The sequence below is a fragment of the Pantoea folii genome (assembly GCF_056678875.1).
Map to the genome: position 1 here is coordinate 163,441 of NZ_JBWXON010000006.1, position 12,632 is coordinate 176,072.

Annotated in this window: 8 protein-coding genes; 2 read left to right on the top strand and 6 right to left on the bottom strand. The window is 56.6% G+C overall.

Annotation, left to right across the window (positions count from 1 at the left end; translation table 11 throughout):
- Nucleotides 1-129 precede the first annotated feature (129 nt).
- Nucleotides 130-2,025 (bottom strand): methyl-accepting chemotaxis protein, encoded by a 1,896-nt coding sequence (locus tag AC1MDE_RS09725; protein WP_479398142.1) that lies wholly within the window; start codon nt 2,023-2,025, stop codon nt 130-132.
- Between the two features lie 175 nt (nt 2,026-2,200).
- Nucleotides 2,201-3,310 (bottom strand): suppressor of fused domain protein, encoded by a 1,110-nt coding sequence (locus AC1MDE_RS09730; RefSeq protein WP_479398141.1) that lies wholly within the window; start codon nt 3,308-3,310, stop codon nt 2,201-2,203.
- A 114-nt stretch (nt 3,311-3,424) separates the two neighbouring features.
- Here AC1MDE_RS09730 and AC1MDE_RS09735 point away from each other — a divergent pair, with 114 nt between their 5' ends.
- The gene (locus tag AC1MDE_RS09735; protein WP_249221618.1) at nt 3,425-3,829 is read left to right on the top strand and encodes a hypothetical protein; all 405 of its coding nucleotides are present in this window, start codon (nt 3,425-3,427) and stop codon (nt 3,827-3,829) included.
- A 2-nt stretch (nt 3,830-3,831) separates the two neighbouring features.
- Here AC1MDE_RS09735 and AC1MDE_RS09740 read toward each other — a convergent pair whose 3' ends face one another.
- Nucleotides 3,832-4,695: an oxygenase MpaB family protein gene (locus AC1MDE_RS09740; protein ID WP_211728127.1), complete on the bottom strand. Its 864-nt coding sequence runs from the start codon at nt 4,693-4,695 to the stop codon at nt 3,832-3,834.
- Between the two features lie 122 nt (nt 4,696-4,817).
- A complete protein-coding gene (gene bglX / locus AC1MDE_RS09745; protein ID WP_097117354.1) occupies nt 4,818-7,115 on the bottom strand; it encodes a beta-glucosidase BglX in 2,298 nt (765 codons plus the stop codon).
- 155 nt (nt 7,116-7,270) lie between these two features.
- On the opposite strand from bglX, the gene dld reads away from it, so the two are divergent.
- The gene (gene dld / locus AC1MDE_RS09750) at nt 7,271-8,980 is read left to right on the top strand and encodes a D-lactate dehydrogenase (protein WP_058961591.1); all 1,710 of its coding nucleotides are present in this window, start codon (nt 7,271-7,273) and stop codon (nt 8,978-8,980) included.
- A gap of 35 nt (nt 8,981-9,015) precedes the next feature.
- On the opposite strand, the gene AC1MDE_RS09755 is transcribed toward dld, so the two are convergent.
- A complete protein-coding gene (locus AC1MDE_RS09755) occupies nt 9,016-11,460 on the bottom strand; it encodes a DUF3772 domain-containing protein (RefSeq protein ID WP_479414685.1) in 2,445 nt (814 codons plus the stop codon).
- A gap of 226 nt (nt 11,461-11,686) precedes the next feature.
- Nucleotides 11,687-12,616 (bottom strand): D-alanyl-D-alanine endopeptidase, encoded by a 930-nt coding sequence (pbpG, locus tag AC1MDE_RS09760; RefSeq protein ID WP_034821245.1) that lies wholly within the window; start codon nt 12,614-12,616, stop codon nt 11,687-11,689.
- Nucleotides 12,617-12,632: the final 16 nt, after the last annotated feature.

A 12,632-nucleotide genomic window follows, 5' to 3' on the forward strand; every position in this document is an offset into this window, starting at 1 on the left:
ATCCCAGCCGGTCCGTAAGGCGGACGAATGACGTGAGGGTACCGCGTCAGCGGCGCGAGGACCGCCGGCCCCTGAGCGGCACCAGATTGCGTTATCACCTGTCGTTTAGCGGCCTGCTCTAAGCCAGCCTTACAACTTAAAGCTCTGCACCACCAGCTCCAGCTGCACGCTCTGCTCTTCCATGGCGCGCGCGGCAGCCGACACCTGCTCAACCAGCGCGGCATTCTGCTGGGTGCTGCCATCCAGCTGCGTGATTGCCAGGTTAACCTGCTCAATCCCCATACTCTGCTCACGACTAGCAGACATGATTTCGCTCATCAAAGTAGTCACGCTGCTCACGCCCTGCATCAGCTCATCCATGGTTTGACCGGCTTGTTCCACCAGTTGGCTGCCGGTATCGATATTGGCCACCGACTCCTCAATCAACTTCTTGATCTCACGCGCTGAGTTAGCTGAGCGCTGCGCCAGATTTCGCACTTCTGACGCCACCACGGCAAATCCACGCCCCTGCTCACCCGCTCGGGCCGCTTCCACCGCCGCGTTAAGTGCGAGGATATTGGTCTGGAAGGCGATGCTGTCAATCACGCTGATGATATCCACCACTTTACGGGATGAGTGATTAATCGCACCCATGGTGGTGACCACCTGACGCACCACGTCCGTTCCGCGCGCCGCCACCTGCGAGGCACCGTCCGCCAGCTGATTGGCGTGGGTAGCATTGTCGGCGTTCTGACGTACCGTGCCGGTCAGCTCTTCCATTGACGCGGCGGTTTCGACAATCGAACTCGCCTGCGATTCAGTACGCGCAGACAGATCGGCATTGCCGCTGGCAATTTCACGCGAGGCAGAGGTAATCGCCAGTGCGCTGTCGCCGACCTGACGCATCAGCCCCTGCAGATACTCAATAAACTGGTTAAAGCTCTGCGCCACCGCGTTAAATTCCGGGCTGTTGCTGGCAGGCAGACGCTGGGTTAAATCCGCGCCGCCGGTCGACAGGGCTTCGATATTGCGGTTCAGCAGGCTAAGACGTTTCATCATGGCGCGCACAAAGCCGAGCAGCACCAGCAGCAGGATCACCGCCAGCGGGATCTGCACCAGGCCCAGGCGAGTCAGCATGCTGTGGGTTTGCGCATCCAGCAAACTGGACGGCACATCGCTGGCGAGATACCACGGACTACCGGCGATCGCCTGCAGGAACAGCGTGTGCTCGCCATCTTCGCCTTCAAAGGTGGTTTGCGTAGGCTGATTACCTGCCTGGCTCAGCAGACTTTTCAGCGCACCCGCCATCGGCAGCTGCGTATCCGCGAGATTTTCCAGCTTCGGTGCACCTTCCAGCAGTGCGGCGTTGCCCACCACTTTGCCATCCGCTTCAACGATCAACACACGTCCGTGAATGGCGTCGCCCATCTGTTTCGCCAGTTGGTTGAAGAAACCGAGCGTTACGTCGATGGTTGATACCCCCCACACCGTGCCATCACGATAAATCGCCATCGCACAGTTGGTACGCGGCTGCGGGCTGGCCGCATCCTGATAGGCTTTAGCCCAGGCACATTGCCCTTTGGCCGCGGCCATACCGTCTTTGTACCACGGCTGCTCCCAGTATTTGTCGGCCGCATCCGAGTTCCAGTAAGTGTTGACCTGTAACTGGTTGCTGGCGTTACGGGCGAAGAACGAACTGTCTTTTTCCTTCGCCGGATCGCGGCGATTAGGCAGTGGCCAGATACCGCCGCCAAACACGTTGCTGTCCTGATACTGGTTCACCAGCGCAGGCAGCAAGGTATCAATTGCCGCGCTGTCCATTACGCCTGCGGCTTCGGTGATGGCACGCTGCTGCGCCTGCACGCGGTTCATCTGTTCAACGATGCGTCCTGCCAGGCCGTCCACTTCATAACGCACCAGACGGCTTTCGTTTTGCGTCAACTGCGGAGCGATAAACTGATTGATCACCACCACGGTAACCAGCATCAGGACTACGAAAAATGCGACCAGCGTCGCGGTAAAACGAGATTGTGTAGTTTTTAACATCAGTGTGCCCTTACCCTGGTTGGCGAGTTGCCTGATCGAGGTTAACGGCGTGTTACAGAGGAACTTGAGGTGAGCAAGATCACAAAAATGCAAATAGTTGATTTAGGTGATCATTAGGAGGGTGACTAACGTTGCGCTTACTCATCAGAGTGCGGGCAACCGCCCGCAGAGCGGGCTATTGCGGTGGCTCCACCACTTCCTGACGCGGCCGAAATACATGGTCGTTGCCTTCCGCCTGCAAGCGCTGCAGCAGCTGTTGTCCACCGCGGTCATCGGCCTGAGCAAACTGACGTTCCGCTTCGGTGATCGGTGTCGCCCACAGCAGATTCGGACGATCACCATCGCGCTTGGGCAGTCGGAACTGGGCAACTTCCGGTGCTAAGCCATTGGCCAGCAAGAAACTCTCGAAGCCCACCGGCGCCACTTCCGATGCCAGCGTGTGCCCTTCGCCAATCCACGTCAGCCGCGCCCACGGCAAGTGCGCGAATTCCGCCAGCGCGCTGGCCATCTGCACCGCATTGGCTTCGGTCATCACTTCACCGTTTACTGCCATCGCCAGCTCAACACGTCGGTACTGCGGGGCCAGCTCATCAAACAGGTAATCCACCTGCGGCATGGGCCGAATCCCCATACCCAGCGTGAGAAAAACCCACACGCCATTGTGCCAGTGCTGAGAAATGGCCATTGGCGGCCAGCTCCCTTGATCGATAGCGTAATACTTTACCGACTCACCAAACTGCGCCTGGTAGCACTGCATCAGCTCATGCTGCACAACATCCCATAAATGGCCGTCATGCCAGTCACGCCAGAAGTGGCGCTGCTGCTCGGCGCGTGCATAGTAATCATTGGTGGAAGCGGATCCGAGCGGTGCGGTCAGGCGATTCTCTTTGATGCAGCCAGCAGAGAAACTCACCTGCTTATCCTGATACAGACTCCAGCCGGGGATCACCGCCAGCAGTTGGCCGTAATACCACAGGGCTGCACCGTCATCACTCGGTTCCCACAAAATTTGTAGACCGGCAGGGTCGAGCATCGGCTCGGCTTCTAAGGTGCGGCAATACTCTGCGCTGAGCAGAGGCGCAATGCCCTGCTCCATCGCTTCACGATCTTCACGCGCCGGTGCAGGCAACAGATTGCGCAGCCAGCAGCCGCGCACCGCATACTGACTGCGAAACAGATCGTTGGGCCAGATGTAAAAGTAGGCCGTGCGCGCATCTTGTTCGACGATGGCGGTCAGTGTGTTTTGCTGATTTGGCACCTCAGCAATCAGAGGTTGGTGTGTCATAACGCCTCGACAAAGCCTTGAGGGATCCATTTTCCCTGAGAATAGAGCAGGATCGGCACTCGCACCATGTGACACAAGGGTAAAACTCTCAAAGTGCAGTCAGGAAGCGTGAGAATGACTGATGAATGCCAGCACAACGCCCTGACAAACTTCAAATTAATTCGCGATTCATTTGCCGCCTCGCATGCTATTGTCTGCACATTCCTCCTTGCGGAGCTGCTCAGCATGGTGCTGCAAAACCTCGATTTGAACCTGCGCGATGTCGTGATTTTCGCGATTTTAGTGTGGCTGTTTCTTCGCTATACATGGGTGATGTCAGCGCTCACGTTTATGCTCGGTGGTGCGGTGCTATTGGTGTTGTTACCCATCGACATTTACTACAGCTTGCTGCCATTAGCGCTGCTGGGAGTGGGATTAGGGATGCTGCTTCATCATTATCAGCAGCGCCAGCTCACCCTTAAACGTGAAGCCCGCACACCGCGCACCTACACCAAAAAGCAGGACGAGCTGCATTTGTAGCGTTAGCGTCCCATACGTTGCATGGCGCGGGAATAAGCCCCGCGCTGAATCGACCAGCGCAGCAAACCGGCAATCACCGCGATCTCTTTATCCACGCGCCACTGTGTCAGCGGGCTAATCGGCTGCTGAATTTGCTGTTGCGCCCAGTCCGGTAACAACCCCATCCCGGCTTTTAGCATCACCCGCATCGCCGGTTTCGCCTGCCAGCTTGGGGCCGGTGCATTAATTAATAGCTGCATCACTTCCAGCGTGCGTTCATCGCAAATCAGTTCCGGGCGCATCGCCTGCAGATAAGCGTCCACCGCCTGCACCGTTTTCGGCACCTTTTCCGCCCCTAAGGCTTCGGCGATGAGCGCCGCTTCATCGTAATAGCGATCCTGCTCGGCCAGTGAGAGCTGCGGATTTTTGTAGCGCAGATGCGCGGCGAGGAAGCGGCTGGTTTCGGCGACGTGTACCCAGGTGAGCAGATGCGGATCGCTGGCAGCATAGGGTTGCCCGGCGTTATCAATACCGGTGACGCGCAGATGGATGCGTTTAACGCGCTCGATCAGGATATTGGCGTCCACCGTGTTACCAAAAGTGGTGACGGCGATAAACTGGCTGGTGCGCCGCAGACGGCCCAGCATGTCCTGACGAAAGTTAGAGTGATCCCACACCCCCGCCAGCGCGGCCGGATGCAGCATTTGCAACATCAAGGCGCTGATGCCACCACATAACATCGAAGGAAAGTCGCCGTGCACGCGCCAGATCACATGGTCAGGACCAAACAAACCCGGATCGCCCAGCGGCTGCGAAATATCGAATTCGTTGAGTGCGAGGCCGTTAAGACGAAAGACTTGCTGCTGGATACGATTGCGGAGGTTCATGACGTTTGTCGGTTATGCCCGTTGGCAGAATAAGCTCGGGCCTATCATATACTGCCAGGGGTAACGGTGCGATTCATCCTGCGACAAACCGCACCGTTCCACAAAGTGGCGACAACTAACGCTTACAGATAATCAAACTGCCCGTCTTGGGTGCGTACCGAATCGAGGCCAATCATCACGTTGAATTTGCCCGGCTCGGCGACATGCTGCATTTTTTGATTCCAGAATTTCAGTGCATCCACATCAATCTTAAAGCTTACGGTCTGTGACTCGCCCGCTTTCAGCATGATGCGTTTGAAGCCACGCAGCTCCTGCACTGGGCGGCTGATGCTGGCCACCGGATCGTTGAGATACATCTGTACCACCGTGGCACCATCACGTTTGCCGGTGTTGGTGACGGTAACGCTCGCGTCAACTGTGCCGGTGCGCGGCATGGTTTTCGCAGACATCTTCACTGGTGACACCGTAAAGGTGGTGTAGCTCAGGCCGTAACCAAACGGATAGAGTGGACCGTTCACCGCATCGTAGTAGTGCGAGGTGTACTTGTTCGGCTTGGCGAAGTTATACGGACGCCCGGTTGGCAAGTGATTGTAGTAAATCGGAAGCTGTCCTACGGAACGCGGGAAGGACATCGGCAGCTTGCCCGATGGGTTGTAGTCGCCAAACAACACGTCCGCAATCGCATTCCCCCCTTCGGTGCCGCTGAACCAGGTTTCGAGCATCGCATCAGCCATATGATCTTCGTTGACCACTGTCAGCGGACGACCGTTCATCAACACAATCACCAACGGCTTACCGGTCGCTTTCAGCGCCGCCAGCAGTTTTTGCTGGCTTGGCGGAATCACCAGGTCACTGCGACTGGAGGCCTCATGCGCCATCCCCTGCGCTTCACCCACAGCGGCGACCACGACATCCGCTTTCTTCGCTTGGGCAACGGCTTCATCAATCAATTCCTGCGGCGAGCGTTTATCCACGCTAACCGCCTGTTCGTAAAGGTTGAGAAAGTCCTGAATACCTTTGTTATCGGTGATGTTGGCCCCTTTGGCATACAGCACGGTGCCTTTGCCCGCCATCGCATTGCGTACACCCTGCAGCAGCGGAATCGACTGTTTCGCCACGCCCGCGGCTGACCAGCTGCCCATAATGTCACGCTGGCTATCGGCCAATGGCCCCACCAGCGCCACGGTGGCGTCTTTTTTCAGCGGTAAGGTTTCATGCCAGTTTTTCAGCAGCACGATGCTCTTACGCGCCACGTCACGCGCTTCGGCACGATGCAGACGGCTCTCGGCATTGGTGTCCTGCGGATCGCTGCCTTTCGGCCCTAAATGGCTGTAGGGATCGTTAAACAAGCCCATATCATATTTGACGTTCAGCACGTGACGCGCGGCATCGTCGATCTCAGCCATGGTAACGGCGCCACTCTTTACCAACCCAGGCAAGTATTTGCTGTAGTACTCATCGCTCATACTCATATCGATGCCGGACTTCAGCGCAATACGCACCGCATCCTGCGGATCGCTAGCCACGCCGTGCTTCAGCAACTCTTTGATCGCGCCATGATCGCTGATAGTGATGCCTTTGAATTTCCACTCACCGCGCAGCAAGTCTTTCAGCAACCAGCCATCCGCCGTCGCTGGCGTGCCGTTGAGGGAGTTGAGCGCTACCATCACGCCGCCACTCCCCGCATCCAGCGAAGCTTTGTACGGTGGCAGATAATCCTGGAACAGGCGCTGTGGGCTCATATCCACAGTGTTGTAATCACGTCCGCCCTCCACTGCGCCATAGGCAGCGAAGTGCTTCACGCTGGTCATGATCGAATAACGGTCGGCGGCGCTTTTGCCCTGCATGGATTTCACCATCGCGCTGCCCATTTGCGAGGACAGGAAAGTGTCTTCTCCGAAGCCTTCAGACACGCGTCCCCAGCGCGGTTCGCGCGTGACATCCACCATCGGCGCCCAGGTCATATTGAGACCATCGTCGGCGGCTTCATAAGCGGAGATGCGGCCGACTTCACCGATCGCATCCAGATCCCAGCTGGCCGCGAGGCCGAGTGGTATCGGGAAAATAGTACGCTGACCGTGCACTACGTCGTAAGCGAAGAACAATGGAATTTTCAGGCGGCTGAGTTGCATCACCTGATCCTGCATCGCGCGAATATCCGGACGCGTGACGGTATTGAAGATTGCGCCAACCTGACCGTGCTGGATCATGTCGCGCACTGCCTCCTTCGGCGTGTCTGGCCCCACGCTGATCAAGCGCATCTGCCCGATTTTTTCATCAAGGGTCATTTTGCCGAGCAGCTGGTTAACAAAGGCGTCACGCGCCTGTTCAGTCATCGGATGGGGGCCAAACAGGTCATCTGCGAAGGCAGGCTGCATGGCAAGGGAAACAGCGAGGCTAACAGAGCAAATCCATTTCATCAGGTCGGGTTCTCTTAAGTGACTGCGCAATATCGAAATAACCGGGGCAGTGTGCCACAAGTTCAGGATAGCAGGTAGCCACCGATGTCACACCGCGACCATGCCGTTGACGCGTGCTAAAGTAGATGCGCAACGTTAACGACAAGGACAGGTTCATGAATAACAACACCTCACACCCTACACTGCTGGCTGAACTGCGCCGCCTCGTCGGCCCTTCACACCTGTTAACTGAGGCGGAACAAACCGCACGCTATCGTAAGGGTTTCCGCTCCGGTGAAGGCGATGCGCTGGCGGTGGTGTTCCCCGGTTCCTTGCTGGAACTGTGGCGGATATTGCAGGCGCTGGTGCAGGCCGATGCGGTGATTTTGATGCAGGCCGCCAACACCGGCCTGACCGAAGGCTCCACGCCTAACGGCAATGATTACGATCGCCCGGTGGTGATCATCAGTACTTTGCGCCTCGATAAATTGCAGCTGATTGATGGCGGCAATCAGATTCTGGCCTTCCCTGGCAGCACCCTTTATCAGCTGGAAAAAGCCCTTAAGCCGCTGGGACGTGAACCACACTCGGTGATCGGTTCCTCTTGTATCGGCGCGTCGGTCATGGGCGGGATTTGTAATAACTCCGGCGGTTCACTGATCAAACGCGGCCCGGCCTACAGCGAAATGGCGCTTTATGCGCAGATTGATGCCGACGGCAAACTGAAGCTGGTCAATCATCTCGGCATGGATCTCGGCCACTCGCCGGAAGAGATGCTCGGTCGACTGGATGACGATCGCTGGCAGCAGAGCGATGTGCGCTGGGATGAACGTCATGCTTCAGATCATGAATATGCAGAACGCGTGCGTGATATCCATGCGGATACACCCGCTCGCTTCAACGCCGATGAGCGCCGCCTGTTCGAGGCTTCGGGTTGCGCGGGCAAACTGGCGGTATTCGCCGTGCGTCTTGATACCTTCCCCAGCGAACCGAAGCAGCAGGTGTTTTATATCGGTACTAACGATCCGGCGGTATTGGGCGATCTGCGCCGCCATATTCTGGCCGAGTTTAAAAACTTACCGGTAGCGGGCGAATACATGCACCGCGACATTTTCGATATCGCCGAAGTGTACGGCAAAGACACCTTTGTGATGATCGACAAGCTCGGCACCGACAAAATGCCACTGTTCTTCACGATGAAAGGTCGGGTGGATGCCTGGCTGGGTAAGCTGAGTTTTGTTAAACCGCACTTCACCGATCGCGTATTGCAGCGCGTCAGCGGTTGGCTACCTGCCCATCTGCCGAAACGCATGAAGCAGTATCGCGATAAGTTTGAGCATCACCTGATGCTGAAAATGTCCGGTGAAGGCGTAGCGGAAGCGCAGGAGTATTTGCACGAATACTTCCGCGAAGGCGGTGGCGAGTTCTTTGCCTGTGACGGCAAGGAAGGCGCACATGCTTTCCTGCATCGCTTCGCCGCTGCCGGTGCCGCGGTGCGCTACCACGCGGTGCATGCGGATGAAGTGGAAGATATTCTGGCGCTGGATATCGCGCTGCGTCGTAACGATCAGGATTGGTTTGAGCGCTTACCCGCCGAGTTCGACAACGACCTGAGCCATCGCCTTTATTACGGCCACTTCTTCTGTCATGTCTTCCACCAGGATTACATCGTGAAGAAAGGCGTGGATGCGCATGCGTTGAAGGAGAAGATGCTCGCGATCCTCAGCGAACGTGGGGCCGAGTATCCGGCTGAGCATAACGTCGGGCATCTGTATCAGGCAAAACCGCAGTTGCAGGCGTTTTATCGTCAGCTCGATCCGACCAATACCTTTAATCCGGGGATCGGTAAAACCAGCAAACAGAAAGGTTGGGCGGTTAAGGCTTGATAAATTAATGGGCGGCCCGAGAGCCGCCCAATGGATTATGGCAGTTGCTCGCCCTCTTCCTGCGTGGCCGCTGGCACGGCTCGACGTTCAATGATCATCGTCTGCGGTGTGGACAGCACAATGCCCTCTTTGCGCAGGCGCGTCAGAATATCGAACAGCAGGTCACTCTTAGCGCTGGAGATCTGACGCTGGCCCGCTACGTTACCGGTGACGCTCAACACGATGCCCGCAGAGGTCAAATCCTTGAATGAGACGGATGGCTCAGGCGTGTCCAGAATGCGCTCGTTCTCCTGGTAAACCTCCAGCAGAATCTCACGCACGCGCACCGGATCAATATCCAGCGGGAAGGTCAACATAATGGTCACAACACCCTGTGCATTGCCCATGGTGGCGTTACGCACGTTCTGTGAGATGAACTGTGAGTTCGGCACAATCACCGTGGATTTATCACTCAGCTGAATCTCGGTGGCGCGCACATTGATACGGCGAATATCCCCTTCAATGCCGCTGATACTCACCAGATCGCCCACTTTTACCGGGCGCTCGGTTAACAGAATCAAACCGGAGATAAAGTTCTTCACGATCTCCTGTAAGCCGAAACCGATACCGACCGACAAGGCACTGACGATCCACGCCAGTTTGTTCCACTGCAGGCCCATGATCGACAGCGTCAGCAGAATGATCAGCACATAGCCTATATTGCTGAACAGCGTCACCAGCGACACGCGCATGCCCACGTCCATGGTGGTTTTTGGCAGGAAATCTTTATCCAGCCAGCGACGCACCGAACGCAGCACGTAGATGCCCACCACCAGACACAGAATGGCATTCACCATATGCGCCGGCACGATGTTCAACGACTCCAGCCCTTTGCCGCCCCAGAACTCAATCACTTTCTGAATCAGCTCGATCGGCGTTGAAGAGGCGAAGGTGCCGTTTAGCAACGCCAGCACCACAATACCGATCAGTGCGGTTTTACCTATCGCGCCCAGCAGCGTAGCCGCCTGCTGCAGATGGCGTTCATCAATGTTTAACGAGGTCTGCAGACGTTTGCCGGTGGCGTTGTTAGTAGAAAACAGGCTTTCACAGCCGTCATTGATCAAATGGCTGAGGAAGTAGAACGAGCCAAACAGAATGCCGCACCAAATCACCTCATAACCGAGGAAGCGGGCCAGCGTGACATAACCGATGATCAACGAAATCAGAATCGCCAGCGCGGTCAGGGTCAACGCCAGCTGAACCAGCCCAACGATAGTGGGACGCGCTTCCGCTGGATTCCCCTCTTGCGCCAGGCGACGGCGCACGCGGTTGGTACGCATGCTAATCGCCAGGCCGGTGGTACCAATCAACAGCGCCGTCAGGCCGTTGGCGAAGATGGTGGTGTTCAGGCTGGTGCCGACGCTGTAGTTAAAGGACTCTGCGGTCTGGAAAATAAACACCAGCGCAGCGGTAATCGGCGGGAACGGCTTCAGCGCCTGCGCGACTTCATTGGAGATGCTTGGCAATCGCCAGCTCGGACGGCGCGTCGACAGGAAAGCTCGGCCCAAACCGGCGATCAAACCGCAATAGACGCTGAGTTGTACCAGACGCTCAACAAAATCCTGCACGTCAGTCGAGACTTCATCACGACGGGTAAACGCCAGCGCGATAAAGTTAAAGGTCAGCACCACCGCGGCCAAGGTGGTCAGCGCAATCGCTGCCGCCAGGAAACTACGGCGCAAACGCCCTTCCGGCATTTTGTGGATGCTCACCCAGGCGAGAAACTCTTCGCTGTAACGACGCCCCAGCGTCATCACCAGCATGGCCGCAATCAACCAGCCGATAGTGCCAAAGCGCCAGCCAGGCTCCCAGGAGAGTGCAGCGGTGTCCTGCAATTCAGCGATAAAGTCGCTGATTTTCTCGCCATCTAAATCCTGACGGCTGACCATGGGCGCCCAAAAGCGCGGCCCCAGGATGCTACCAGAGTTCAGCGCCAGCTGGCTCTTCAACTGATCACGGCGCAGGTTGACGATCTGGGAGGAAAGCACCAGCGCGCCATTTTTAATGCCATCGGCCTGCTTGATTTGATCGTCCAGTTTACTTTTCTGGCTCTCCAGCGAGGCGCGTTTGCGCGTCACTTCCGGCGTTTCTTTCACGCCACTGTCCGGTTTCGGTGCCGGCCCCAGTACCGCTAGCTGCGCATCCAGTTGCTGACGCTGCGGGATCAGCGCCTGGCCTAAAGTTTCTGCGTTACCGGATAGCTCCAGCGCCATCTCATTGAGCTGGTTGAGCTGGCTCTCATTGGTATCGCCTGACACCTGGCCTTTAATCTTGTCGAGGATTTTCTGCATTTTCGGCAGCTCAACCGCAGGATTGACCTTTGGTGCGGCGTCCTCTTGCTGAGCCGCGGCGGCAGTGTTGTCATCCGCGTAGCTCAGTGCCGGGCTTAACAGCACCAGCAGCAGTATAAATGGGGTAAATAGCGAACGAAGCTTGTACATATGAGTGAGATTCCAGCGCAATGACAGCCGATAAATGCCAGTTAACTTTAGATGGCGGCCAGTGTAGAGCGTAGCCGAAGCGGAAACTATAGGAATGAAGCGCGAAAACATTGGTGCTGACGATTAGGGATTTTTTTGGTCATTCGGAAGGACTTATCCCGCCAATCGGAAGCACTCACAGACGCACAATCCATTGTGCATCTGTGAAGGGAAACAGACGTCGTGATTATTCGTTGCTGGCCGTTTGCGACGATTTCTGCTTCTTGTAGGCCAGCGCCGCTGCCGGAACCGGTGCCGCTTTGCCGGTTTCCAGCCAGTCGCGCAGACGGTTGGCATCGGCAAAGTGGGTGTACTTGCCAAACGCATCCAGTACCACCAGCGCCACCGGACGGTTATTGATCACCGTGCGCATCACCAGGCAGTGGCCGGCTTCATCGGTATAACCGGTTTTAGTCAATGCGATACGCCAGTCGTTTTTGTACACCAGGTGATTGGTGTTACGGAACGGCAGCGCATAGTTCGGATGCTTGAACACCGCCGTATCCTCTTTGGTGGTGCTCAGTTCACCAATCAACGGATATTGACGCGTGGCTTTTGCCAGCTTGATCAAGTCTTCCGCATTGGAGACGTTGTGAATCGACAAACCTGTCGGTTCAACATAGTGGGTATGCGTCATGCCCAGCGCACGCGCTTTGGCATTCATCGCGCGGATAAAGGCGTCATAGCCACCTGGATAGTGATGCGCCAGGCTGGCGGCAGCACGGTTTTCCGATGACATCAGCGCCAGCAGCAGCATATTGCGGCGGCTGATTTCACTGTTCAATTTGACGCGCGAGAACACACCGCGCATCTCTGGCGTGTGGCTGATATCCACCGACAGCATCTCGTCCATCGGCAGTTTCGCATCCAGCACCACCATTGCAGTCATCAGCTTGGTGAGTGACGCGATAGGCCGCACACGATCCGGATGGCTGGAGAACAGCACTTTATTGGTTTCAAGATCGACAATCATGGCACTGCCGGAGGCGATTTGCGGTTGGGCAATCGGCGCCAGATTAGACAGCGCAGCAGGCGCGGCCAGTGCCGGAGTGACAGCTGCCGGTGCGGCGACAAACAGCGCCAGCGACAGCAAGGAAATACGCATTTTTACAGACATCGTGTCAAAAAAATCC